General features: G+C 37.5%; 22 protein-coding genes. All 22 read right to left on the minus strand.

Going from position 1 to position 25,348, the window contains the following annotated elements; genetic code table 11:
- Positions 1 to 24: 24 nt before the first annotated feature.
- Positions 25 to 408 (minus strand): HNH endonuclease, encoded by a 384-nt coding sequence (locus AC37UB_RS02150; protein WP_330583662.1) that lies wholly within the window; start codon positions 406 to 408, stop codon positions 25 to 27.
- 94 nt (positions 409 to 502) lie between these two features.
- Positions 503 to 955 (minus strand): DUF1492 domain-containing protein, encoded by a 453-nt coding sequence (locus AC37UB_RS02155; RefSeq protein WP_275142454.1) that lies wholly within the window; start codon positions 953 to 955, stop codon positions 503 to 505.
- Positions 955 to 1,176, minus strand: a complete 222-nt coding sequence (locus AC37UB_RS02160; RefSeq protein WP_490685267.1) for a hypothetical protein — start codon at positions 1,174 to 1,176, stop codon at positions 955 to 957. Before AC37UB_RS02160 ends, AC37UB_RS02155 begins: the two co-directional genes overlap by 1 nt.
- Positions 1,173 to 2,525: an SNF2-related protein gene (locus tag AC37UB_RS02165; RefSeq protein ID WP_392888948.1), complete on the minus strand. Its 1,353-nt coding sequence runs from the start codon at positions 2,523 to 2,525 to the stop codon at positions 1,173 to 1,175. Before AC37UB_RS02165 ends, AC37UB_RS02160 begins: the two co-directional genes overlap by 4 nt.
- Entirely contained in the window at positions 2,506 to 2,787 is a 282-nt protein-coding gene (locus AC37UB_RS02170) for a VRR-NUC domain-containing protein (RefSeq protein WP_490685268.1), read from the minus strand. The genes AC37UB_RS02165 and AC37UB_RS02170 overlap by 20 nt, the downstream gene beginning before the upstream one ends.
- A 224-nt stretch (positions 2,788 to 3,011) precedes the next feature.
- Positions 3,012 to 5,369, minus strand: a complete 2,358-nt coding sequence (locus AC37UB_RS02175; RefSeq protein ID WP_490685269.1) for a virulence-associated E family protein — start codon at positions 5,367 to 5,369, stop codon at positions 3,012 to 3,014.
- Positions 5,366 to 5,800 carry a DUF7768 domain-containing protein gene (locus AC37UB_RS02180; protein ID WP_490685270.1) on the minus strand — a complete coding sequence of 145 codons (435 nt, stop codon included), beginning with the start codon at positions 5,798 to 5,800 and terminating at the stop codon, positions 5,366 to 5,368. The genes AC37UB_RS02175 and AC37UB_RS02180 overlap by 4 nt, the downstream gene beginning before the upstream one ends.
- Before the next feature lies 1 nt (position 5,801).
- Positions 5,802 to 6,581 carry a phage antirepressor KilAC domain-containing protein gene (locus tag AC37UB_RS02185; RefSeq protein WP_490685271.1) on the minus strand — a complete coding sequence of 260 codons (780 nt, stop codon included), beginning with the start codon at positions 6,579 to 6,581 and terminating at the stop codon, positions 5,802 to 5,804.
- Positions 6,582 to 6,645: 64 nt separating this feature from the next.
- On the minus strand, positions 6,646 to 7,188 hold the full coding sequence (locus tag AC37UB_RS02190; RefSeq protein ID WP_490685272.1) for an RNA polymerase sigma factor: 543 nt from the start codon (positions 7,186 to 7,188) through the stop codon (positions 6,646 to 6,648).
- Positions 7,189 to 7,489: 301 nt separating this feature from the next.
- The gene (locus tag AC37UB_RS02195) at positions 7,490 to 7,630 is read right to left on the minus strand and encodes a hypothetical protein (protein WP_490685273.1); all 141 of its coding nucleotides are present in this window, start codon (positions 7,628 to 7,630) and stop codon (positions 7,490 to 7,492) included.
- Positions 7,631 to 7,813: 183 nt separating this feature from the next.
- Positions 7,814 to 10,429 carry a DEAD/DEAH box helicase gene (locus tag AC37UB_RS02200; RefSeq protein WP_490685274.1) on the minus strand — a complete coding sequence of 872 codons (2,616 nt, stop codon included), beginning with the start codon at positions 10,427 to 10,429 and terminating at the stop codon, positions 7,814 to 7,816.
- Positions 10,430 to 10,433: 4 nt separating this feature from the next.
- Positions 10,434 to 11,891 carry a HamA C-terminal domain-containing protein gene (locus AC37UB_RS02205; RefSeq protein WP_490685275.1) on the minus strand — a complete coding sequence of 486 codons (1,458 nt, stop codon included), beginning with the start codon at positions 11,889 to 11,891 and terminating at the stop codon, positions 10,434 to 10,436.
- Positions 11,892 to 11,971: 80 nt separating this feature from the next.
- Positions 11,972 to 14,524, minus strand: coding sequence for a BpuSI family type II restriction endonuclease (locus AC37UB_RS02210; RefSeq protein WP_490685276.1), 2,553 nt, complete (start codon positions 14,522 to 14,524; stop codon positions 11,972 to 11,974).
- 11 nt (positions 14,525 to 14,535) lie between these two features.
- Positions 14,536 to 15,621 (minus strand): DNA cytosine methyltransferase, encoded by a 1,086-nt coding sequence (locus tag AC37UB_RS02215; protein ID WP_490685277.1) that lies wholly within the window; start codon positions 15,619 to 15,621, stop codon positions 14,536 to 14,538.
- Positions 15,611 to 17,113, minus strand: coding sequence for an Eco57I restriction-modification methylase domain-containing protein (locus AC37UB_RS02220; RefSeq protein WP_490685278.1), 1,503 nt, complete (start codon positions 17,111 to 17,113; stop codon positions 15,611 to 15,613). Before AC37UB_RS02220 ends, AC37UB_RS02215 begins: the two co-directional genes overlap by 11 nt.
- A complete protein-coding gene (locus tag AC37UB_RS02225) occupies positions 17,106 to 17,297 on the minus strand; it encodes a helix-turn-helix domain-containing protein (protein ID WP_489533478.1) in 192 nt (63 codons plus the stop codon). The genes AC37UB_RS02220 and AC37UB_RS02225 overlap by 8 nt, the downstream gene beginning before the upstream one ends.
- Positions 17,298 to 17,618: 321 nt before the next feature.
- Positions 17,619 to 19,004, minus strand: coding sequence for a 23S rRNA (uracil(1939)-C(5))-methyltransferase RlmD (rlmD, locus tag AC37UB_RS02230; protein ID WP_490685279.1), 1,386 nt, complete (start codon positions 19,002 to 19,004; stop codon positions 17,619 to 17,621).
- A 33-nt stretch (positions 19,005 to 19,037) separates the two neighbouring features.
- The gene (locus AC37UB_RS02235; protein WP_117972794.1) at positions 19,038 to 20,063 is read right to left on the minus strand and encodes a diacylglycerol kinase; all 1,026 of its coding nucleotides are present in this window, start codon (positions 20,061 to 20,063) and stop codon (positions 19,038 to 19,040) included.
- A gap of 33 nt (positions 20,064 to 20,096) precedes the next feature.
- Complete coding sequence (gatB, locus tag AC37UB_RS02240) at positions 20,097 to 21,527, minus strand: Asp-tRNA(Asn)/Glu-tRNA(Gln) amidotransferase subunit GatB (RefSeq protein WP_117972795.1); 1,431 nt, start codon at positions 21,525 to 21,527, stop codon at positions 20,097 to 20,099.
- Complete coding sequence (gene gatA / locus AC37UB_RS02245) at positions 21,527 to 22,996, minus strand: Asp-tRNA(Asn)/Glu-tRNA(Gln) amidotransferase subunit GatA (protein WP_241699042.1); 1,470 nt, start codon at positions 22,994 to 22,996, stop codon at positions 21,527 to 21,529. The genes gatB and gatA overlap by 1 nt, the downstream gene beginning before the upstream one ends.
- Entirely contained in the window at positions 22,996 to 23,301 is a 306-nt protein-coding gene (gene gatC, locus AC37UB_RS02250; protein ID WP_241699043.1) for an Asp-tRNA(Asn)/Glu-tRNA(Gln) amidotransferase subunit GatC, read from the minus strand. The genes gatA and gatC overlap by 1 nt, the downstream gene beginning before the upstream one ends.
- 13 nt (positions 23,302 to 23,314) lie before the next feature.
- A complete protein-coding gene (gene ligA, locus AC37UB_RS02255) occupies positions 23,315 to 25,345 on the minus strand; it encodes an NAD-dependent DNA ligase LigA (protein WP_490685280.1) in 2,031 nt (676 codons plus the stop codon).
- Positions 25,346 to 25,348: the final 3 nt, after the last annotated feature.

Consider the following 25,348-nt stretch of genomic DNA (forward strand, 5'->3'; position numbering starts at 1 on the left):
TAGAGATTTGACCTCCCCCTTGGCTCAGCTACGAATCTGTCGATCACCGAGTTCTAAATGAATCTTGTTGTGACAGGATTTACATAAGGACATCAAATTACTTCTATCGTGTGTACCACCTTGAGAGACAGGGAGGATGTGATGCACTTCATCAGTGGGAGTTAGTCTTCCATCCTCTTTACACATCTCACACAGGGGATGTTCTCGTGCATATCTGTCACGGATTCTTTTCCAGGCTCTGCCATACTTTTTATTAACATCACTTGACCGTTGGTACTTGTCATAGCGCCTACGCTCTTCTACTCGATGGTCTTCACAGTACTGGCCATCGGTTAAGTTGGGACAGCCTGGTGTACTGCATGGTCGTTTTGGTTTTCTTGGCATCATATCACCTCGCTTTCTGGGCATAGAAAAAGCCCTGCAGGGCGCATCCCACAAGGCTTGGTAAGTATTCTATCTTGCTGATTATAATGTAACATGAAGATGAGGTGCTTATCTCTGCTCAAAAGTGCTCATTGCTGTTCAACATTTGAATAACAATTGGATTTTCAGGTACGACAACGTGATTTAAGGCATTGCCATGCCATCTGCGAATGGTACTCTTATCAGCATTCAGCTCATCACCGATTTGCTCCCAGGTAAAGTTATGAACGTAGCGGTAACGTAACACCATGCGTTCATCGATATCCGTTACTTTATTAATCACATCTCGAATCTCTGCTTTAAGTGCTACAAGATGATCCACCTCATCATTAATCTTGATTTGAAGTTCTTCAATTCGCTCCAGGTATCTGACAAACAAAGCATCGGTATGCCGCTGGGTTTGTATTCTCTCACCCCAACCAGGGGAGGAAACACTGGTCGATAGCTCCCTTAGCCTTTCCATTTCCTCAATGTTGGATTGGATTCGTTTATCTAGCCTGTAGGCTTGATGTAAATATTCTTTTGCTTTCATTACTCGCTCACCTCCGCTTGTAGCTTTTTGATTAGGACGTTCCCATCAACAGAGGTAAGTTCTCTATACCAATCAGAGCGGAAGAACCTCTCCACCTCGTTTTTCAAATCTTGTGCCGGTCCATATCTAGGCCGTTTTATTAGTTTCTTTAAAGCATCTCTATAATCTTTAACAGCCATCAAAATAATGGCATTGGCTAAATCTTGATAAGGTTCTGTCATCGCATCACCTCTAAATTCGCCTTTACCGCATCAATCAAGGCATCTTGAGTTTTCTCCTTTTTTGTGAGTGCAAGCAGCACGTCTTCATCGATGGTGTTTTTGGTGATGATGTGGTGGACAATAACTGTATCCCTTTGACCCTGCCTATAAAGTCTTGCATTAGTTTGCTGATACAGCTCTAGTGACCAGGTCAGACCAAACCAGATCAGAGTCGAGCCGCCGCTTTGAAGATTAAGACCATGACCTGCACTGGCTGGATGAATAACAGCAATGGGTATCTTGCTATTATTCCAATCCTCAATATCCTTCGATGACTGAATTTGTCTGACCGGAAATCGATCTTTAATTCGTTCTAAATCATGCTTATACCAATAAGCAACAAGGACCGGTTTCCCATTAGCTCCTTCGATTAAATCTTCCAAGGCATCTAGCTTTTTGTCATGAATCACATGAGCCTTATTCTCGCTATCGTATACTGCACCATTTGCCATCTGTAGCAGTTTTCCAGAAAGGACTGCCGCATTAACCGCATCAATATCTTCATCACCTAAGTTAGCCACCATGTCTTCCTTGAAATCTGAGTAAACCTTCCATTCCTTATCACTTAAAGTGACAAATACTTCATTGCTGACATATTCAGGCATCTTGAGATAATCAGTAGATTTCATAGAAATGGTGATGTCTGATATTTGTTTGTAGATTTCCTCTTCCGCACCGGGTAGTGGTTTATATGAAAATATAATCTGTGCGTTTCTTTTATCTGGCTTAAAATAGGTATTTCGGTAATGACTAATGTAGCGTCCAAGCCTTTGACCCAAATCAAGAATTCGAAATTCAGCCCATAAATCCATCAATCCATTACTGGAGGGAGTTCCGGTAAGGCCGACTATTCTTTTTACAGAGGGTCTTACTTTAAGTAGACTCTTAAACCGCTTTGCTCCATAAGACTTAAATGATGACAGCTCATCAATGACCACCATATCAAAATGAAAAGGAATACCACTTTTATGAACCAACCAATCCACGTTCTCACGGTTAATGATGTATAGCGTTGATTGTTTCTTGAGGGCATCGATTCTTTCTTTTTCTGTTCCCACTGCCACCGAGTAAGAGAGTCCTTTTAAGTGATCCCACTTATTGATTTCGGCAGGCCATGTATCCCTTGCTACTCTTAAAGGTGCAATCACTAACACCTTGCAAACGAGAAAGCTATCTAAACACAAATCAAATATGGCGGATAAGGTAATCACACTTTTACCTAAACCCATTTCAAGAAATACAGCCGATATGGGATGGGATAAAATGAATTCAGTGGCATAGCTTTGGTATTCATGTGGCTTGTATTTCACTAAGTATCCCTCCAATCTGTTCTATATCATCCAGGCAATAGGCCAAAAAGCCTAATGCCTCTAATTGCTTCTTTCTTTTATTTTGTAAAGGTCGCATCTTTTTTCCTGTCGCCTTACATTCGACAAAGGCGATTCTTCCCATGGGAAGTAGTACAATGCGATCAGGCATTCCATCTATTCCAGGACTCACAAATTTCGGGGCAATACCTCCCATGCTTTTTACTGTCGCTACCAGTTTTTGTTCTATATATTTTTCTTGCATAAATGACCTCCATAAATTGATTAGGAACAACAAGCACAACTTTTAACGTTTTTTCCTATACGCGCGCATACACACGCTCACGATGCCTTACTACTACTATTTATTAATTTATTACTAAGTAGTAAAACTCTTGTTCCACTCATTCCAGTAAAACCAAAATGTCGGTAATGACTGGTTTTTTAAGAGAACAAGCATAAGGAACAACTAAGGAACAAGGAACGACCTTACTCATTCTTCTCGTAACAACGTTGTCTACCGTAAATGGGAAAATTACTTGTTCCATTCTTGTTCCCTTGGTACTTGTTCCACCCATTAATCTTTTTCATAATGCCTGCAATGGCATAGGAGTCCGCAGGTTTCATGGCAGAGGCATCCCTCCCAAAGCATTCACACCAAATTTCCATATTACAAACAAGGGTGCGTTCTACCGTGCCAACACGGGATTCCCCACCAAATTCACTACCGTTTAGATAATTTCTTCGTTCATATAAGGACAGGGCATTCCAATCATCGGGTAAAAGCGTATCGAGGTAGGTGCGAACAAGGCCTTCTCGCTCATCACTCTCCATGGCATCTGCCTGCTCATTCGTTGCTAACTCTACATCGCTGCCTTCTAAATAGAGCTTTTCACCTTTGGCATAAAGCACCAAAGTTTCTGCCCAAATCTGCTCTACATCATATACGGACATCTGCCATGCTTTTCTTTTACCATCACCACTAATACGCACTGGCCAGAATCTTCGGTTACCCGTGATGTCTCGCAAAAATCCACTTTCTGCATTGGTAGAGCCGACAATGATACATTGACGAGGATGGCTTTCCACATTCACCCCATAACTGGCACGGTATTTATCATCGGATCTTGAAATAAAGGATTTCACAACCTCCACATCGGTTTTTCGCATGCCTGCTAATTCACCCAGTTCTAATATCCAATACCCTTGCAGTTTCTCCGGTCCTGCTTTGTCTTTCATATCCGTGAGGGTCAAACTGTCGGAAAACCAATCGCCGGCAAGCTTTGCAAAGAAAGTAGACTTACCGATTCCTTGTGGTCCATTAAGAATTAAGACACTGTCAAACTTCGTACCAGGCTGATAAATTCTAGTGACGGCTGCCACCATCATCTTTCTGGTAACAGCTCTGGTATAGGAATTATCTGTTGCATTAAAATAATCAATCAATAAGGTCTCAACGCGATCAGTTCCATCCCACTCTGGTAGATGATCCAGGTATTCTTTTATAGGATGATAGGAACGCTCTGCTGCGACTGCTAGTATGGCGTCCTTTGTTTTGGTTGGGGAGTAGATGCCGTATTTATTAGATAGATAAACTTTAAGGGCCGCATTATCTGAATCATTCCAGCCACCCTTCATCTGTTCCCACGGCAGTCCGTCTCTTGCATCGATTCCATCACGATGCTTATTAAAAGCAATAGATTCTAGTTCTGAATCGTTACGGATGATGAGAACGATATTATCCAATGTGTCTTTAATCTTTCCTTGCTTATCAAGTTCAAGCGCTGTCTGCCAGGTATCCTCATTGAATTCGATTGTTGCCTGCTCCATTCGCTCTTTCGTAAACTGCACCTTAACTTCATCATCTTTAATAGCAAACTCACACATATTGATAAAGGATGGAAGTTTACTCGGAGGTGTATTTTCCGTGGCCCTATCATCTAAATTGCCAAACTTATGAATCCGAACAAGGTCAAAGGCATTGAGTAACTTTCCACTTGCAGGATCTGTTGCGTGGTGAGAGTAAGCAAACTTGTCATCATAGAGAATGACACCAGCGCTTGAGTCAGCGGGTATATAATCGTACCTACCAGTCATTACTGATGGCTCATATACATCCTTTAGGAACTTATCGATTGCAGTACTGATGGAATAAGTACGGCAAAAAGTGCCGATAACACCATCCTTTGAAAGTGGATCGGCTTGTTCTTTTAGTGAACGGTCAAATACTTCTGACTGCCTTGAAGATACGGGCCAGGTACTGGTATCTCGCCAATCATCATATTTATTAAGAAATGTATCCGGGTCAAGGAGTGAGCCATCTTTTTCTTCATATACAAACACACCGTTTCTTGAAGTAGATGGCCAGTACATAAGTCTTTCCGGTTCATAGGTTGTATCATCAAAAAGGTCAATGCCCACGTCTTTTGCTACCATGCGACTGACCGCTGCATACTCTTCTTCTCCCACATCACGAAGAAGAGGGATGATAAGTCTTAGTCTTGGATTTTCTGGAGTATGCTTATGAGTAGAATAGATACAACATTGATAAGGGAAGAAGGTAGAGATTTCTTCCCAAATACCACTTGTTCCATAATCCATATCAAGGGTTAACATAGAGCGTGTCAGTACATTGCCCTTTTTACGTCTGCCATCCTTTAAATGACCACCGACAAAACCACCTACGTCTTTAATTGAATCTTGACCGCCTTTTCTCATTTTTCGATATTCTTCTACGGTTTCAGTGGTACGTTGTGTAGTTTTAACTCGGGAGCAAAAATCCTCCCAACTTACATCTGTATTTTTCCATTTCTTATCCATTCGGCTGTTGCCGTATGCTATTTTCATAGAGTCTCTACCTCCTTGAAATCCTTATTAAAATACCTAACCAGTTGTCTGCGTTTCTTAGCCTTTTCAATTTCAATGGACATTCCCCTTGAAATAACATCACCGAGCACCCACACTTCCTGGCACTTGCCCATCAAGATGATGTCCATAAAAATAGCTAGGTCACGTTCTTTCTCATCATCGTCATTCATGAACTGTGGAAACATAAGGTGTGGAGCTAGAGGAATATTCCCGCTGTCTAAAGCAAAGCGGCAAAACGCACGTGTGCGCTTATTGTTGTTTTCAATATCACCACTGAATGGAGAGCAAATATAGACAAGGGGCTTAAAGGCAGCTTTTGCGGCTGCCTTTTCCTCACGGGTGATATTGCTAAGTGCTTTATGGGGAGTTGGGTCATAATATCCTTCAGCATTGAATTTATTGATTCCCATATCACACCTCCATCTCAATCTGCGGATAAATACCATCCGCCTTTAGCTGTTCATAGATAAAAAGTCTGCCTTTTTGTGTCCACTTGGTATGCACTTTCGTATGTTGGATACCTTTGCTATCTTCATAGATGTGGGTATTGGTTTTGGTGTAGCCGTTTGGAGCATGCTTTTGATAAAGAAGCCAAATATCTCCTTGCTTGAATTGAATCCCTTTCTCATGAAGGTACTCATTCATACGCATAGCACTCCAGCCGTAATCTTTGGCAATAACAGAGATATTGACTGCATCCCTGCATTTGAGAACTACATCGTAGTAAGTAGCTTTTGGTTTCATTTCCGCTATCTGCTGTTGACCAACCGCAACTACTGCCATGAGTTCCTTATTCTTCTCACGTTCTTCTTTTAATGCGGTAAATGCTGCGATGGCAAGGTCTGGATTGGCGATTAAATCGTCTGTTGCATAAAATCCATGTTTGCGAATGGCAGGGAGGACTTCGTTTGTCACCCATCGCTTAAACTTTTTAGCATTTGGCATCTTGCTTGAGAGGATGAGGCTATAAAGACCGGATTCATTGATGATAATCAAATCTTGTTTTCCGCCGAGGGTGTCACATTTCGTTACCCCCTTGTCCTCTTCGTCAACATGTTCAATTAAAGCTTTGCGAGTATTTGAGTAACCAAGAATACCAGCTACATCCTTACCGACAAAATAAGGTTGACCGCCAATCGTTGTAGTACGTACAGAGCCAAACTCTGCATTTTTGTAAACTTGTAATTCCATTCGAATTACCTCCTTGTGTTTTTTTGGAGGTCTTGACCTCCTACCTAGTAGCCTTGGGAGAAGATCAAATCTGACGGTTTTTATATTCTTGTTCTAATTTCTTTGTGGCTCGCTTCAATTTCTGAGTAATGTTGTTTTCGTTGACTCCGATGGAACTGGCATATTCTCGAATCGATATGCCGTCAATACGTACTGCAATGAACATATCTGCCCAGTCCTGCTTTTTACCAAGAGCAGTACGTATCCATTGGCAGACAGACTCATACTCATCTTGGTGATTGCGTTCTATCTCCTGAGAGTTGTCAGAGAAAGTATCCATGACATCTATTTCAACTTCATCATCTTTTCGATAAGGTGTCTTTGGGTTACCAAGATGCCTATGGTAGCGACGCCAGTGGTTGTATTCCTTGTTGTTCATGAGATCGAACATTTCTTGTAGAGTCTCGCAGCGTTTCACCTCTGCCTTCTTTTCAGGCTTTGCTTCTGCAAGACGTTGCTCATAGTCGATATCCAGCATGACGCTGTAATCTCCATCTGGAATTTCAATTGTGGTGTAGTTCTTGTGACCGTTTTTGATGTTGTCTTCATATAAAACTCGAATCTTCATAAAGTATTCCTTTCCGCCTAGTCATTGGGCGGCGGAATACAAAAAGAGCCTGTGGTGAAGATGACCACAGACTCCGCTTGTCCTAAAAAAGGGCACACGAAATAACGGTGGGTGCATCTTCATTCCAAACACAGTCTTTATTACTGTGTTCTGAACTCTTATGCATCCCGCCGTCCGTATGCGCACTAGGACTTTGAGATTGATTTTGTCGAGCGATAACCGCTCCGGATAGATTTCTCCTTGGGGAGGATAGGTAGGCTGATTATTCAAATCTGTCGCTACCTATCATTTGTTGTAAAAATTACTTTTTCTTCTTTGGTCTTGTTTGACTTAAAGCACTACCAGCCACAGACTTGGATTTCTTACTGTAGCGTCCATCACTAAGGATTTTGCTTGCCTTTGATGCAACTCTTTTTGATGTTTGCTTTGAGTTTTTTCGCATTATGTTCACCTCCTACATCTAATGAATTTCAAAGATAATCCTTTGATACTTCTATTATCACTGATTACTAATCCTTAAAATATGGATACAGTAGGGATGGAATATGGATAACATATGGGAATTAAAAAAAGACAAAAAAATAGCCCCCTGCATTTCTGCAGGAGGCCTAGTTAATGCTTATAACTAGTCTATAAATAGTTCAGGCATATTAAATTGTATATCGTGTGATTCAGTTTCTACACCGATATTACCACATGTCAGTATCGAACGGTGAATTTTTATTTCACCATCAACTTCTATTAAATATTTATTCTGATTAGTTGGTTCTTCTATATATTTTGAAGATTCTCGTGAAAAACCACTTTGTTGAAGAAAAATAGTCAAAGGATTTGTTGTACCGTATTCCACATATTCATACCAATCATTTTGGAAATGATCTACTTGATGTACATCCTTATATTCCAGGGAAAATTTCCTAAAATAATTTGAGATACTAAATAAAAGGACATTTTCAATTACACCAAGTGTTTCAGCAATAATATAGTTTTTGTGGGATTTGGAGTTCTTATTATAAACATCAGCCATTTTCATATTGCCAACCCATACACCTGAATTTGGATTTTTCTCTTTATACTTAAGTGCATGGTATATAATCTGACTAAGGCCATTGCCCCTAATCCATCTTAATAGGATAACTGCATACCACCTGACAACAGAGTCCTCTCTATAGGTACCTGATTTTCCTATCGTACGTTTTTCATAAATATCCCATTTGAAAACCTTTCGAAGTTTCATAAGGAAATCGACTAATTCTTCAAAATCAACCTCATCATTTTCTCCTGTTAATTTTGGATATTCTTGTCCACTTTCAACAAGCTCTCTTAAATTGATAATTTGGTCGTATGAAAAATTGATATCGTCACTTGTCTTTTCGACAGGAAAGTTTTCTTTTATTTTATATTCACTTTCTTCATCTAATAGCGATGAAAAAGCTTCTCGTATAGGTGTAATATTATCCTCTGCAATATCTTTGGTAAAAATCATTGCAAATTTACGTAGAGCATCAAAGTCCTTTTCTGTAGCTGCTTCACGAACCTTAGTCAATTCCATATCACCACGAGCTAAATCATCAACTACCAAGCTTAAATATTTTTTGTTATCTATTAAGTTAATGGAAATCTCTTGTTTTGGAACATCGTTTTGAAGTAAATCAATATAATTCTGAGTTTTAAGTCTGTTCTCCATGCGAATCAAGAACACATTTCCATATAAATTATATTTTATGCGCCCAACACGTCCTACTAAGTTTCTAAATTCCACCTCATCCATATTAGAATTTCCGTTTCTATAGCTTGTAATAAATAAATTGTCTGCTGGTAGATTTACTCCTTCAACAAGTGTGCTAGTACAGAATATTGTTCTTAGAATACCATCAACAAAACTCTTCTCTATTCTTAATCGGATGTTGGTAGGGAGGTATCCGACATGATATGCTACGCCTCGTTGTATTAAATCAGCAAGATAACAATCACTATGGACCTCAGTACGGATATCATTAGCTAATGAGATAAGCTTTTCATCATCTTTAATAGGAAGTTTGGTTGCATACTGTACAGCATAATCGACAACTTTTTGTCTCGAATTGCAATAGATAATGTTTTGTTGTGTGGATCCAACTCGATTAACAATATCACTCAGCTCATCTTCTTGTGGTATATCTCCTATCAATGATAATGATTTAGAATAATCATTATGAAAGTAGGCTTGACCTTCGCATAAATCCAGAAAATATTTAAACTGGCATACTGGTGTATATTTTGATGCTAGTTTTTTCACTTCATCTATATTAATTTTTGGTATCAAACTGAGGTATACCTCAGGGTTTGGAATATTTGGAGACGCAAAAATTACTGTTGGCATTTCCTTCATCTTAGATAGCTGTGCAATCACTTTATAGTAATATGTGCTTCGCCCTCCTCTATCAGATATTTTGTGAGCCTCATCTACAAATAGGAAATCTATTTTTATCTGTGGCTTGCCTATCATCATATGCAGTAGACGTTCAGGAGTCATAACAAAAATGAAGCTGTGTTCTTGTTGTAATACAATATCTCCAGATGCACTGACAACACGATAATTTGTATCTTTTAGCTTTTCTTGAAGACTTCCAATTATTTCACTTCTGACTTCGTTTATCAAAGCTTTAGTGGGTACAAGAATAGCGAAATTCTTGGTTGAACCATTTTCTATTTGTTGTTTAATATATGTTTGTACGACAAATGATTTACCCATTGAGGTAGGTCCAGAATAGCTAAAGTACTTATAATTTAATCCATCATATACATCTTTCTGATCATGAAAAAAATAACTTCCCTCTTCACCTGGTATTTGTAACCTAGATTTATCATACTCAAAATACAAACCATCAAACACATTAGAAGTTTGAAATTCCTCAATATAAGTGGATTTCAAGCCACGATAATTACCAACTGTCGAAAGAACAGAACCGAGGTAATACTTTACTGCTGAATCCTCTGGATAAACAATACTTAACAAAATCACGAGTTCCTGACCCCACAAGCGATGTTCATCACGTTTATCTGGAAGGGTGGATTTTGCTAACAAATCTGCAAATCTTAATGCATCTTTTATATTTATTTCTTTTTGCTGTTTTCTTAACTTAAACAGATTGATTGAATAATCATAAAGCAATGATTCGTATATTTCTTTCAAATAATCATTCTTGTCAATATCTCTATACAGTGCTTCGGCAAGAGTCTGATTTCTTGGTGTTTGCATCCTCCTACCTCCCATCAAGCATTTCCGATATGATACTGCTCTTCTCTAATGGAGCATCATTAAAGGGCACAACGTAAAAATAAAAATTATACCCACTCATACCGTTATCAAAAATTTTCTGTTCAATATACGGCTTTAGAGCAGAAATATCTCTCTTCATCTGTTCTTTGACTGCAATACGATACTTGTTATTATTAGTTTCTGTGTAGCCTAACGAAAGTGTATAACCAAGGAAAACACCAAAGGCCATATCTGGTTTTGCTACACTAGCTTTATTAGGTATCAGAAGATTAACCATATAATTTGTTGTATCAGAATCATAGATACTTCCATGCGTGGTGTTCTCCACCATCTTTAATTCAGTGTCACTGTTACTTTCAATCTCAATAATCTTATCGAATGCACGGTCAATCGCTATGGCTAAATCTCCATGAACATCTGATGCTCCAAAGACAAGCTGATGGAATAGCTGGCCATTATCATTTATAGCAAGTAGGTGAACCCCATCACTTTTACTTTCGATGCTTCTACCCAGATCATTTATTTCGATTTTGCTCATTATTTTAGGTGCATTTAGCTCTTGTTCCATAAATACATAAAGAAGCATTTCTCCTAGGACCGTTTCTGCAGAGGCTCCATAAGCTTGCATAAATTTAATTAAAGCTTGTGAACCTATAGCATAACTTTTCTTTGAAGTAATAAGTCTGTTTGTTTTCGCTCTAGAAAAGACATAGTTTCCTATGTTATCCACAAGATATTCCTTTAGCGCCCTAAACTTAAACTTGCAATTATTAGCGTCAACACCGTATATATGTACATTGGACGGATTAGATAAACCAAATATATTTATAGAGGACACTTTTTCAAATACTCGGTCAAAAGTAGGGTCATGTAAAGTCTTATGTAAAGGGATTTGAGATTCAGCTTTTGCACTTTCAAAATAAATCTGCTCATCAGATAGGTCAAAAGACTCAACAAACTTTTTATCGATCTCCTTTATTCCAGCTTGACAATCTTGGTTCTTTACTTCAATTATTGCATAATAAAACACCGAGGCCAAAAGAGCCGATAAGCTAAATGTAGAGTTATTTGTGATATTAAGCTTTTCATAACCTTTAACATATCCAATTACAGAGTGATCTTGAATCGTTGTGTCCTCACGCAAAATAACTTTAATAGCACGAACTACCGATTCACGCTTACTATCTTTTATTAACTTAACTACTTTATCTTGAAATGCTCTTTCTGCATCTTCAAATGATGTATCTCTGGCAGCGGTAATCACATCTGGTGGTACATTATTCCGGCCACTTTTGAGGTGTCCAGGCATGGAACTATCATAAGAATTTGTTGTTTGAGAATAAGAAGAAAAGATGGCATCGCACAACAAATCATTCGTAATTTTTTGGTTACGAGCTTGATACAATATGTGCATGAGTGTACCAAAACATAATCGTTTCATTGCGATACCTCCTATTAATTAAAAATATATTTTATAATTCTAATATAATCCAGCCAGCCGTATAACCACCATTTATACCTTTATGAATTCCTTCTGTGTGCCAAGAAACATAATAAACTTTGTGCTGTTTCTAAAATTCCGTTAGCCTCATCGCCAAACAGTTCTTCAGCCCATATTTTATCGACATCTCTAATTTCGGGATTCTTTAAATTAAGAAATACAATTTCATCTTTTATTTCATTTATACGATTCCGAGTATTTAAAGAAACCATATCAAGTTGAGGAATAAAAGTTGTATTAATATCAGCAACCTCCATCTTCCTCATTCCTTCTTGGTCTTTAGATGTTACTTCACAAATCAACTGATAAAAAATGGTTGTCATCCAAGTAGACAGCAGCAATGCTTCTTCATAAGTTGACATTGTATATACAACAAAATTAGTTGAAACAAATACCGGATTTGTAGATAAATATGCTCTACCTGACGTTCTAATGGCGCGAGGAACAAGAACAGAATTTTGACTGAACCCATTTCGACTTTCTCTCTGTAGAATTCGTTTCCACTCTTGATGTGTTTTCTCTTGTCTTTGTTGTCTACCCCCACGAGCAGGTAATTGAATATAAGAATCTATAATTTCGTCTATTATTTGTTCATCGTTTGATGCCACGTCCAAAAATACTGAATCACCCTCACCGATATCAAGGGTATCTAATCTCGCATTTCTCAATCCAGCTTTAAGAACTATACCTCTATTTTCAAATTGGCTATACAAATCTTCTCTTGATTTAAAAAACATGATATCGCTGCCACCGTTATTCCCTGCATTACCACGTTTTGGCCTAACTATAAAATCATACTCCCCTAAAGTTCTCATTAATGGAGCAGTCTCGAAATTTGCCTTAACAAAAGAAATTGCATCAACCATTTCACTATTCAAAGAACGCCAACCATCTGTAATGCTATTTCTCAATTCATCAATTGTTACTTTTTTTGCTACAACACCAGGCATCATTGATGTAAAGTCAACTGTGAATTCATTTGATATGGATTGTGAAAAACGATGTGTATCTAAATCTGGTATCTTCTCATAACTAGAAATTACTTCTATTGAATCACTAGGTTGCATTGCTTTACCGACTAGAACACAGGTATCCTTAACAACTTCATCAAATATTTCATTGCCTGGGTATGTAAAAACTACTCTTAAGCCCAAATTATTAAGAATTAACCTCCTAATTAGCTGGGCTTCATTACCTCGAGCCATTAGATGAGTTTTTGGAAACACACAGGCAATTGTTGTTCCTGGTCTAATTAAGTGAGTTATTAACTCAAGGAAGGGAGCTTCCAAAGGCATTTGACCAATATTTGTATTAGAATTTTCTCCCGTCAAAGAGTATATTTTTCTATAAATTTCTTGTTTTCTCTCTACACAATTAATTCCAGCCACAAAAGGAGGATTCATTACAATAATTTTTACATTCTCAAAAAAACTATTATCCAAATCAACAATATTACTATTATGTAATTTAGGGGAATTATCACGAGAAACAGTTCTTGCGAAATTTAATCCTAGTCTCAAAGATAATAATTCTAAAAGTCTTGGATTCCAGTCATTCACAAGTATCTGTGTTGGTCTTAAGTTTAGCGTCTCTACTGCTGCACTAACTAAGTTACCGCTGCCAGCAGCAGGATCGCATAGCAGGTCATCAGCATTTAAATTACCATTAATATATTTTGCTAATTCAGCAACGATTCTCCCTAATTCCAAATCAGTCGGAACCTCTCCTTCATGTTCATGACCTGCAGAAACTATCTGATGTAAAATACCAGAAACTGAATCTCCAGAAACATTTTGGTTGCCGAAATCATATAGATTAATTAAAGAAGAGTTATCCACATTAGTTTCATTTTCAAACTTATCTTCAGTGTAATCAAAAATATCTTTAAAATTTACTCTAGCCGCCTCATTACAAATACGTGCAATATTATTGTTAAATACCCTTATATCTGGCAAATCATTTCTGTTTAAAAATGTAAATGCCCCTCGAATATATTCATATAGTAATACAGCCAAGTGGCTTTTCCACCTTTTCGGCTGTCCTTTAAGGCGTTCCATGTGTTCAGCAAATTCTTCTAAAGTCACCAGATATTCATAAGAGTTGTTACAATATTCATTGATCCTCTCTTTAAAATATTCCGCCAATTTATTAGCAAATGTTTCTTCATCATCGTCAACAAAACTGCCTATGTTCGAAAGCCCTGGCTTTAGCATTTGCTGAAAAACACGAGGCCTATTTGAATCATATCTGAAAGCAAAAGCATATTCTAAATTAGTAAGGATATAGAAGGGTTTTTCCGATTCGTTAGCATTCATTTGTACATATGACATGGCTTGGAACTGATATCTCGCACTATGGATATCAGAAGGGGTTCTTTTAACCTCAACAACACAGAGATATTTTCCGGTAATGATGTTTTGTATAACGTAATCCATCTCTAGCGAGCCTGTGTATTGATGATGCAAAACTCTATATTCGCTACCTTTTTCAAGTAAGAGAAGAGCACGATTCAATGCTCTCTCACACACAGGATGAAATTTATTAACTTCTGAATCAGAATATGAAATCCACATAAGCTCTCCTCCTAAATGTATTCTTTTAATTTTTTAGCAATAATTTCCGCCAATATTGGTGGCACAGCATTTCCTACAATAAGATTTTTACCTTGCTTGCTTGATGATACTAATTTATATGAATCGGGAAAGGATTGTAATCTCAGTGCTTCTCTAACAGTTATTAGACGGTCTGCAGAATAGTGTATATTGCACCCAACATTCGGCCTGTTAAAGTATGTGTTAATTGTATACGATGGTGCATCTGGCCTTAGACGACCGTAACAAGTTGTGTGTCCACCATCTCTCTGTAGTCTCCTGATTCTTGCAGAATTCACGTCTGGAGGAACATCCATATAATTTCCACCAGGCTTAACATGCGAAATGATATATTTATCGAGCTCACTCATTTGAGGAATGAGATGTTCTGTAATTTCACCTTTACCTCTCATGATTTTTTGATATTCACTTTGGGGTTCAATCAAATATTTTGCAGTCTCTTTTTCATCACTTACAGCTAAAGGTAAGTCTCCAAGCGCTTCCTCCACACTTACATAGCGTTTTAGATTAGAGCCATCTTCACAATGCGTTGCAGCAGGAAATTCAAAAGATTCTCCGTTCCTCAATCCAACAATAATAACCCTTTTCCTTTTTTGAGGAATCCCGTAATCAGCTGCATTCACTACCTTAGTAGAAATTAAATAGCCTATTTCAATAAAAGCACTTTTTAAGAGTTCAATAACCTTTTCTCCCTTAGCGTTTTTAGCGGAAAGAAGACCCGTTACATTTTCAAAGACAAACGCTTTTGGTTCTATGTGCTTAATAATTTGAATATATCTCCAAACTAATTGGCCCCTCTCATCTTCAACATCCCTTTTACCGGCAAGAGAAAATGATTGACAAGGTGGCCCACCTATAACAACATCAACATGTGGTATAGTTACCAAGTCAATGGCATTTATGTCATCACAAATAATGTGGTTCCCGATATTTGCTTTGTAAGTCGATACCGCGTTTTTATTATTGTCTATGGCCCATAGAATATTAAACCCTGCTTTTTTAAACCCAAGGTCTAACCCTCCACCTCCAGAAAATAGACTTGCGACGCTAATTGCCATTAGTATATCCCTCCAGTCTGTGTTTTTTCAGTTCAGTAAACTGATCAGTTATTTCTTCATAGCTCATAGTTGAGTAAGAAGAAATAATTGATGTAATCTTTCTAACATAAGAAATATCATTTCTGAATAACAACTTTTCAGATAGCTTACATATTTCCTCTTTATCATGCTGAGAAATCAATGAGATATCAGGAAATATTAAATCCTCTATATCATAACGCTGTAATTTTAATAATCCTGCACCGTACTTCTTACCTGATTTCTCAAGTTGAAAATATGTATAGTAATTGTTAAGCAAACCGAACAATAGCGTTTTATCAATTTTAGGATAAATAACATAAAAATTATCTCTTACTAATGTTCCTTTTTCGTTGTCAATAAACTTCATATCATTTCGTACAAAATAACTGAATAAAATTCCTTTACTATCTATTGGCTTTATAGTATACCAAGGAGAACCCTGTTGTATTTTTTTATATAAAGTTTTTGGCGAGGCTTCTTCTAAGATTGATTCTTTCCAGTTAGTAAGATAATCGTTAACTTCATCATTCAATTTGTCATCTATGGATAATGAAAGCAACATATCTACCTCGGCAGTTTCAGTACTAAACCCTTTGATAGATTTAGGGGAGGAGATAATAGGTACAAGCTTTTCTTTAGATACATTGTCTTTTAGATCAGGATTAATAAACATGGCATTAAAGCCAGTTGTCAATCCGCGTCTTACTTGTGCGTACTTCGAGAAACCTGTACTGAAATTCAAATCGTTCTTTTCAAGAGGTAGAAGTTTCTTATCAATAAGCTCACCACTTCTTATTTCTAATTTTCTAAACTGGGGTTCAACTGAAGCCTTACCCTTCAACAAATGCAAAATCACAACATCTACTAACGCTTCCTTTTCAAAGACCTCTCCGGAAACATGTATCTGTTGTTTCATAGTACATTGTGAGTAGAGAGTTTTTTCAAAACCTTTACCACTTCGAGTTTTTAACCAACTACTCGGAAAGATGACTACCAACTGACCATTATTTTTCAATAATTCAATTGATTTAAGTATGAAATACATATAAAGATTAGCTGTCTTAGGTAGAGTTTCATAAATCCTATTTTCCCGTAGTCTTTCCTTTGTGATTCCATATTGCTTTAAATCATCTATTTTTTCTTGCCTTATGTAGGGAGGATTCATAATTACTCCATCGAATTTCATATCACTGTTTATACTTAAAAAATCTTCATTAAATAAATTAAGTGCAGGATATATAGTTCGTACCTCATTAAAAAGATTCTCATCCAATTCATATCCGCTAATATTATTATATCCTTGATACATACAGGCCTTCAGAAATGCGCCATCTCCAAAACAAGGATCAAGAATAGAGTCATTCTTATCTAAATTAAATAGAGACGCCATATATTTTGCTACAATATTATTTGTAAATACTTGGCCTAAATCCATTTTATATGTTGCCTCTCTTTCTTCAGTCTTACTCAATAGCACTCTTACCACTCTTCACCCAAGTATCTAGCTCCGTACACTTGAATTTCCATTGTTTTCCGATTTTATGTGCGGGTAGTCCTTTGCCTTTGCGAATCCAATTACGTAAGGTTCCTGGCTTAACACCTAAATACTCAGCAGCCTCATCAATATTTATCCACTTCTCATTCTGCTCTATCATTTCATCACCTCGAAATCAGTTAGTATAGTTTGATAGCATCTTATTATATATCCTAGCATAGTTTCTAGCGGTTTTCAATATGTTTTATATTGTTTGCTGTTATTTATTATCAATTAGAAACTAACATACATCTTGTCAACTCATCATTATTTTGTTAATTATCTTATCAACTCACTAATTCAAGAATAATATCTACTGATGTTTTTTCTAATTCACTTTTTTGGATAACTTCCCTCAAAGCAAAAATCCGTGATTATCCTTCCGGCTTAAAACCAGACCTCAAACCACGGAAAGCCTTTATTTACTTATCTTATTACACCCTTACTTATTTGCCCTTGACATCAATGCCACCGTCTCAACATGTGTCGTTTGTGGGAACATATCGACTGGATAAACAGTATCACTTGTATAGCCTAAACCAGCAAACAGTTTCATATCACGTGCCATCGTACTTGGATCACATGAAATATAAACAATTTTTTCTGGTTGTAATTCAACTGATTGTTTGATAAAGCCTTCTGTTAACCCTTTTCTTGGTGGGTCAACGACAATCACATCAAATTTAATACCATCTGCTGTCCAATTTTTTAGAACTTTATCAGCTGATCCGGCTTTAAATTCAACATTTGTAATGTTATTGATTTCAGCGTTATGAATCGCATCTTCAATCGCTTCTGGCACGATTTCCACGCCGTACACTTTCTTCACTTTGTTAGCCATACTCAAGCCAATAGTTCCAATACCACAATACGCATCAAGAACCACATCATCTTCTTTCAAATCAGCTAACTCAATGGCTTTTTTATAAAGATTTTCAGCTTGTTCAGTGTTTACTTGGTAGAACGACTGCGCTGAGATATGGTACGTCTTACCTAATAACTCATCACTAATGCTATCTTTACCGTATAAGACATTCAAACGTTCGTCTAAGACTTTGTTTGTCACGTTTGGTTGGATGTTTTGCATCACAGATACCACGTTTGGATATGCCTCCACCAGTTCAGTCACAATATCATGTAAGTAGAAAATTTTCTTTTTACGTGTCACAAAAGTAACCATCACTTCATTTGAATAGTGACCTTTGCGAATCACGATGCTTTTAAGATGTCCTGAATGTTGGCTTTCATCATATGGTTTGATTGAATATTTTCTAAGTCTTTCTTTCAAGAATAATAAAATCTCATCAATCATTTTATCTTGAATTAAAAAGTCTTCTACCACAATTAAGTCATGACTATTTTTTCTAAAGAAACCAAGTTCAATGTCAGCACCAATCATACGAACTGGAATTTGTGCTTTATTACGATAAGCAAAGGGGTGTTCCATACCTAAAACGTCCGCAACGTTTAATTCATCAAAACCACCAATTCGTTTCATCGCTTGAGTCACTTGATTTTTCTTGAAATCAAGTTGCGCATCATAGCTCATATGATGTAGTGGGGCGATCCCTGTACGAATTAAATCTTTTTCCACCGCTTCAAATCGGTTTTCACTTGTCGTTTCCCATGTCATAATTTTTGCGAAGGCAAATTTTTTCATGACTTTCATTACATGAATTTTTACCCGCTCACCCGTAATCCCTGCTTCAACAAAAATGGGGAAACCATCCACTTTTGCTACTCCACGTCCGTCATAGGTCATATCGACGATATCAACAACTAAACGCTCATTTTTTTTCACTGGTGCTTCTATTTTTTGTTTTTTCATAAAATCCTCTTTCTCTTTTAAACAGTGCACGTACTACTCTTTATTGCCAAAAATAGTACCGTCTTCATTAATATCTTCTTGAGTGAGTTGTTCGACTTCTTCGATAAATCGATCAGACGCCTCTTCTTCATCAATTGAAATAGCCGATTCAGGTATTTCATCCAAATTAGCATAAATTTCTATGTGTTGTTTGTAATTTATAAATTCCATTGGGGCATCTCCACCATATTCCCCATCTAAATTAATCATCATACGGTAATCATCATCAAAGGCTTCAGCGTGTAACCTTGACGTTTTAATGTATTCTATTCTAGGATCGTCAATGTGTTTTCCACCGTTTAACATCAAAGCAACCAAATGCATGATTTCTAATACATTGGCTGTTTTCACGATTATCAGTGAAAATTTCCCATCATCTAACTGAGCGTCGGGAACAATTTGTTCAAAGCCACCAACTGAATTGGTTAGCCCTAAGAAAAACATGGATGCTTTGCCATCAAATTCACCATCGTCATATTTCAGACGCATCTTGATTGTTTTCACTCGTGGCAACATCTCTGCTCCTTTTGCTAAATAGGCAAGATAACCAAAAACACTTTTCAGATGAGATGGTACTTCATAGGTCAATTCAGTTAAGTAACCACCTGCTGCGATATTCATAAAATATGTGTTCCCAGCTTTTCCAATATCTGATCTAATGGTTTGATTTTTTAAAATCACTTCTGCTGCTTTCACCACATTATCACGCGGAATTTGCAACGCTCGAGCAAAATCATTGGTTGTTCCACCAGGAATAACTGCTAATTTAGGGCGTTTTTCTAGTGGAGCAATACCATTAATCACTTCATTAATCGTGCCATCACCACCTGCTGCGATAATCAAATCAAAACCAGCATTCGCGGCTCTTGCTGCTTCTTTTTTGGCAGAAAAAGGCTCCGGTGTCGTCGCAAAGGCACTGGCTTCATATCCAGCTTTTTCAATCACCATTAAAATATCCGCTAAATTTCGTTTTAACAACTCTTTTCCAGATGTTGGATTATAAATTAATCTTGCTCTCATTTAACTTGCTCCTTCATATCGAACGTTGTCAATTTAACGTTTCAATAATTCCTCTTTTAGTAATTTGTTCACGACTCCTGGATTTGCTTTTCCTTTTGTTGCTTTCATAATTTGGCCAACTAAGAACCCAACGGCACGATCTTTTCCATTTTTAAAGTCTTCGATTGACTGTTCATTTTTGTCTAATACCTCATTAATCATTGGCAATAATTGAGCTGGATCAGATAATTGGACTAATCCTTTTGCTTCTACGACTTCTTTTGCGTTTCCACCATTTTCGATTAATTCTTTAAACACTTTTTTCGCAATTTTAGAACTAATTGTGCCGTCTGCGATTAAATTAATCATCCCAGCAAGATTTTCTGGTGTTAGTTTTGTTTCAAGTAACTCTAAGCGCTCGCTATTTAAGTAAGCTGATACTTCACCCATTAACCAGTTAGAGGCTTGTTTGGCATCTGCTCCGTTATTCACTGTGGCATCAAAGAAGTCAGACATATCACTAGATAGAGTCAATACCATTGCATCATATTCAGGTAAACCAAGTTCACTCACATAACGAATACGTCTAGCTGTTGGCATTTCTGGTAATGATGCTCTGATTTCTTCCACCCATTCTTCACTAATGTCAATTGATGGAATATCTGGTTCTGGGAAGTAACGGTAATCACTTGCCCCTTCTTTAACACGCATCAAGATAGTTGATTTAGTTGATTCATCATAGCGACGTGTTTCTTGTTGGATAATGCCACCTGACATTAACACTTTTGCTTGACGTTGTTCCTCAAAAGCAAGTCCTTGTTTCACGTAGTTTAGTGAGTTCAAGTTTTTAAGTTCTGCTTTTGTTCCAAATTTTTCTTGTCCATAAGGTCTTAGAGAAATATTGGCATCACAACGCATTGACCCTTCTTCCATTTTCACATCACTGACACCAGTAAATTGGATGATTGAACGGATGGCTTCTAAATAAGCATAAGCTTCTTCAGGTGAACGCATATCTGCTTCAGATACAATCTCAATAAGTGGTGTGCCTTGACGATTTAAATCGACGTATGAATAACCATCAGTACCATGAATATTTTTACCCGCATCTTCTTCTAAATGCACGCGTTCAATACGGATTTTTTTCTTTTTACCTTCTACTTCGATTTCAACCCAACCATCATAGCCAATTGGTTTGTCATCTTGAGAAATTTGGTAAGCTTTTGGATTATCTGGATAAAAATAGTTTTTTCTATCAAAATTTGTGTGATGGTTGATTTTACAGTTAAGTGCTAAAGCTGCTTTCATACCATATTCAAGTGCGCCTCTATTTAAAACAGGTAAAACACCTGGCATTGAAAAATCAATCACGTTTGTATTGGTATTTGGGTCTGCACCAAAGTGAGCGGCAGACGTTGAAAAGATTTTTGATTCGGTTTTTAATTCTACATGGACTTCTAACCCAATGACTGTTTCAAAATTCACTATGCTTTACCTCCTAAAATAACAGGTTGTTTTTTATGGAAATCAGTTGCTTGTTCAAACGCATACGCTGCTTGATACATTTTTTCTTCATCAAAATGATTTCCGATTAATTGAATCCCAATTGGCAATCCTTCAGAAAATCCACCAGGAACACTCATGCCTGGTAAACCAGCTAAGTTAACTGGAATGGTTAAGATATCACGCATATATGCTGTGATTGGATCATCTTGAGCGGCACCAAATTCAAATGCCACAGTTGGTGATACTGGTCCTAAAATCAAGTCGTAGTTTTCAAAGACTTTTTTAAAGTCATTGACAATCAAGGTACGAACTTGTCCAGCTTTTCTAAAGTATGCATCATAAAATCCGGCGCTTAGAGAGAATGTTCCAAGCATAATACGACGTTTCACTTCTGAACCAAATCCTTCAGAACGTGAGTTAACATATACGTCTTCTAAGTTTGAAATATTTTCTGAACGGTAACCATAGCGAATACCATCAAAACGTTGTAAGTTTGATGATGCTTCTGATGAGGCAATAATATAGTAAACTTCCACGCCATAAACCGCATTTGGTAAACTAACTTCGTCTACTGTTGCTCCAAGCGCTTCAAATGTTTTCACCGCTTCTTTTACGGCTTGACGAATATCAGGATGAACCCCTTCACCCATGAATTCTTTTGGTACACCAATTTTCATTCCTTTGATGTCTTGACCAATTAAGTTTGTAAAATCTGGTGTGTCACGACGAGAACTTGTACTGTCTTTTGCATCATGTCCAGAAATCGCATTTAAAATCATGGCATTGTCTTCCACCGTACGAGTCATTGGCCCAATTTGGTCTAAACTTGATGAAAAGGCAATTAACCCATAACGAGAAACGCGTCCATAAGTTGGTTTCATCCCCACGATACCGTTAAATGACGCTGGTTGGCGGATACTTCCACCTGTATCACTACCTAAAGAAGCAGGAACTTGTCCAGCTGCCACACTCGCAGCAGACCCACCTGAAGAGCCACCAGGTACTTTTGTTTGGTCCCATGCATTTTTTGTTTTCTTGAAGTACGACGTTTCAGTTGAAGAACCCATCGCAAACTCGTCCATGTTTAATTTACCCATAGACACAAGTCCAGCTGATTCTAATTTTTCTACTGCCGTCGCAGAATAGATTGGGTTAAAGTTGTACAACATTTTACTTGCTGCGGTTGTTAACACGTCTTTTGTCACGATATTATCTTTAATCCCAATTGGAATACCAGCTAAAGGTGTTAATTCACTACGTGGTGAGTCATCAATTTTTTTCGCTTCTGCTAATGCTTTTTCTTCACTTAATGTGATAAAGGCATCAATCGTTGGCTCTGTTTCTTTGATGTAATCAAAACCACTTTTCACAACCTCTTGTGAGCTTAATTCTTTTTTATTTAACGCCTCACTTAGTTGTTTTACTGTTAATTGTTGTAATTCAGTCATTATGCTCCTGCCTCCCCGTTATCCATAATTGCTGGCACTTTAATGTAACCATCTTGTGTTTCAGGAACATTGCTAAATAATTCGTCACGGCTTTCACCTTTAACGGCGATGTCTTCTCTAAAGACATTTGTTTCTTCTGTCACACTTGAAGTAAATGGTACATCTGTTGTGTCGACTTGGCTTAAATTTGCCATCATGTCAGTGACTTTCCCTAAATGTTTTGTCATCTCATCTAATTCACTATCTGAAAAACGTAATTTCGATAATTTTGCTACGTGTAGTACTTCTTCTTTTGAAATTGTCATCAAAATTCTCCTTTTACTCTGTTTTATGTGACGCGTTTATGGCATCAACCATTTGTTGTTCACTCCAAACGTCAATTCCTAATTCTTGTGCTTTGGTTAACTTGCTACCAGCTTCCTCTCCAGCAACAACCATATCCGTTTTTTTCGACACACTACCCGTCACTTTTCCACCTAACGACTCAATCTTTTGTTTGGCTTCAGCTCGTTTAAATTGTGTCAAACTTCCAGTTAAAACAATCGTTTTATCTTTAAATGGGGACTCGATTGATGTGATGTCTTCTTTTGTCACACCAAGATACGTCATATTCACCCCAGCTTGTTTTAGTTTGTCAATTTGTTCCAATGTTTCTGGAATCGAGAAATATTTGATAATACTATCAGCCATCACTGGTCCAATCGTGTCAATCGCAAAAATCTTTTCTTTATCCGCTTCGATAATTTTATCAATCGTACCAAATTCACTTGAAATAATTTTAGCAGCTTTTGATCCAACATGTTGAATTCCTAAACCAAACAACAATCGCTCTAATGAATTGCCTTTGCTACTTGCAATGGCCTCTAAAATATTATTAGCAGATTTTTCTTTGATTTTATCAAGCGTTAATAATTGCTCTTGCGTTAAATAGTACAAGTCTGCTGCTTGTTTGACAAGTTCTTTTTCATACATTTGTTCTAACACACGAGGGCCTAATCCATCAATGTTCATGGCATTACGTGACACAAAATGATTTAGTCCTTCTTTAATTTGAGCTGGACAAGCCGGATTTAAACATCTTAATGCCACTTCTGATTCAATACGCTCCAATTCAGAATGACAGGTCGGACAATGTGTTGGAAACTCATACGGCTGACTGTCTTCAGATCGCTTATCCAACACAACTTGAGTGACCTCAGGAATTATATCTCCAGCTTTATAAATCACGACTGTATCTAATAATCGAATGTCTTTTTCAGCAATCAAATCACAATTATGTAAGCTAGCTCGTGAAACGGTTGTTCCAGCTAGTTGCACCGGATCCATCACCGCAGTTGGCGTTACAACGCCCGTTCGTCCAACTGTCCACTCGATGTCTCGTAAGACTGTTTGAACTTCTTCAGCCGGAAACTTATACGCAATCGCCCACTTAGGGGCTTTTACTGTATAACCTAATTCATTTTGTGCATCAAAATCATTGACTTTAATCACAATACCATCAATTTCATAATCGAGCGTGTGACGTTTGTCGCTAAATTCGACAATGTATTGCCACACGTCATCAATCGTGGCACAAAGTTCACGTTGATGATTCGTTTTAAATCCTAAACTATCTAGATAATCTAATGCGTCTGTTTGGGTTGTTAATCCTAATTCTTCAGGATTAGCAATTGTATATAAAAACGTACTTAACTGACGTTTGGCTGTGATAGATGAATCAAGTTGACGTAAACTCCCCGCTGCTGCATTACGCGGATTCGCGAACACACTTTCGCCGTTTTTGTCACGTTCCTCATTTAGTCTAACGAACGACTCTTTTGGCATAAAACACTCACCACGAACGTCCAGTGTCACAGGTGTTTGCAGTGATAGTGGAATAGAGTGAACGGTACGCAAATTTTGCGTAATATCCTCCCCTACGACACCATCTCCACGAGTTGCACCTTGAACAAATTGTCCATTGTCATAAGTTAAATTAATCGCCAGGCCGTCAATCTTTAATTCTACCATGTAACTAATGGGTTTGCTCGTGCCTTTTCTCACGCGTTTATCAAAATCACGTAAGTCTTGCTCGTTAAAGGCATTACTTAAACTCATCATTGGTGTCGTGTGCTCTACTTTTTGAAACCCGTCTAGTAATTTTCCGCCCACTCGTTGCGTGATAGAATCACTTGTTACAAGTTTTGGAAACTGTCCTTCTAAACTCACTAATTCTTTGTATAACTTATCATATTCATGGTCACTAACGAGTGGCGCATCTTTCACATAATAAGCGCGTGCCCATTCATTTAACGTGTGACGTAACTCGCCCACACGTTTTGTTGCTTCATCAATACCCAAAATGGTCACCTC

It is taken from the genome of Vagococcus changpingensis, from assembly GCF_058211775.1.

What these genes read in the sequence shown, in the direction of transcription:
- AC37UB_RS02150 (WP_330583662.1), bottom strand. Translation starts at nt 408, where the DNA reads ATGCCCAGAAAGCGAGGTGATATGATGCCAAGAAAACCAAAACGACCA.
- AC37UB_RS02155 (WP_275142454.1), bottom strand. Translation starts at nt 955, where the DNA reads ATGAAAGCAAAAGAATATTTACATCAAGCCTACAGGCTAGATAAACGA.
- AC37UB_RS02160 (WP_490685267.1), bottom strand. Translation starts at nt 1,176, where the DNA reads ATGACAGAACCTTATCAAGATTTAGCCAATGCCATTATTTTGATGGCT.
- AC37UB_RS02170 (WP_490685268.1), bottom strand. Translation starts at nt 2,787, where the DNA reads ATGCAAGAAAAATATATAGAACAAAAACTGGTAGCGACAGTAAAAAGC.
- AC37UB_RS02175 (WP_490685269.1), bottom strand. Translation starts at nt 5,369, where the DNA reads ATGAAAATAGCATACGGCAACAGCCGAATGGATAAGAAATGGAAAAAT.
- AC37UB_RS02180 (WP_490685270.1), bottom strand. Translation starts at nt 5,800, where the DNA reads ATGGGAATCAATAAATTCAATGCTGAAGGATATTATGACCCAACTCCC.
- AC37UB_RS02185 (WP_490685271.1), bottom strand. Translation starts at nt 6,581, where the DNA reads ATGGAATTACAAGTTTACAAAAATGCAGAGTTTGGCTCTGTACGTACT.
- AC37UB_RS02190 (WP_490685272.1), bottom strand. Translation starts at nt 7,188, where the DNA reads ATGAAGATTCGAGTTTTATATGAAGACAACATCAAAAACGGTCACAAG.
- AC37UB_RS02195 (WP_490685273.1), bottom strand. Translation starts at nt 7,630, where the DNA reads ATGCGAAAAAACTCAAAGCAAACATCAAAAAGAGTTGCATCAAAGGCA.
- AC37UB_RS02200 (WP_490685274.1), bottom strand. Translation starts at nt 10,429, where the DNA reads ATGCAAACACCAAGAAATCAGACTCTTGCCGAAGCACTGTATAGAGAT.
- AC37UB_RS02205 (WP_490685275.1), bottom strand. Translation starts at nt 11,891, where the DNA reads ATGAAACGATTATGTTTTGGTACACTCATGCACATATTGTATCAAGCT.
- AC37UB_RS02210 (WP_490685276.1), bottom strand. Translation starts at nt 14,524, where the DNA reads ATGTGGATTTCATATTCTGATTCAGAAGTTAATAAATTTCATCCTGTG.
- AC37UB_RS02215 (WP_490685277.1), bottom strand. Translation starts at nt 15,621, where the DNA reads ATGGCAATTAGCGTCGCAAGTCTATTTTCTGGAGGTGGAGGGTTAGAC.
- AC37UB_RS02225 (WP_489533478.1), bottom strand. Translation starts at nt 17,297, where the DNA reads ATGATAGAGCAGAATGAGAAGTGGATAAATATTGATGAGGCTGCTGAG.
- rlmD (WP_490685279.1), bottom strand. Translation starts at nt 19,004, where the DNA reads ATGAAAAAACAAAAAATAGAAGCACCAGTGAAAAAAAATGAGCGTTTA.
- AC37UB_RS02235 (WP_117972794.1), bottom strand. Translation starts at nt 20,063, where the DNA reads ATGAGAGCAAGATTAATTTATAATCCAACATCTGGAAAAGAGTTGTTA.
- gatA (WP_241699042.1), bottom strand. Translation starts at nt 22,996, where the DNA reads ATGACTGAATTACAACAATTAACAGTAAAACAACTAAGTGAGGCGTTA.
- gatC (WP_241699043.1), bottom strand. Translation starts at nt 23,301, where the DNA reads ATGACAATTTCAAAAGAAGAAGTACTACACGTAGCAAAATTATCGAAA.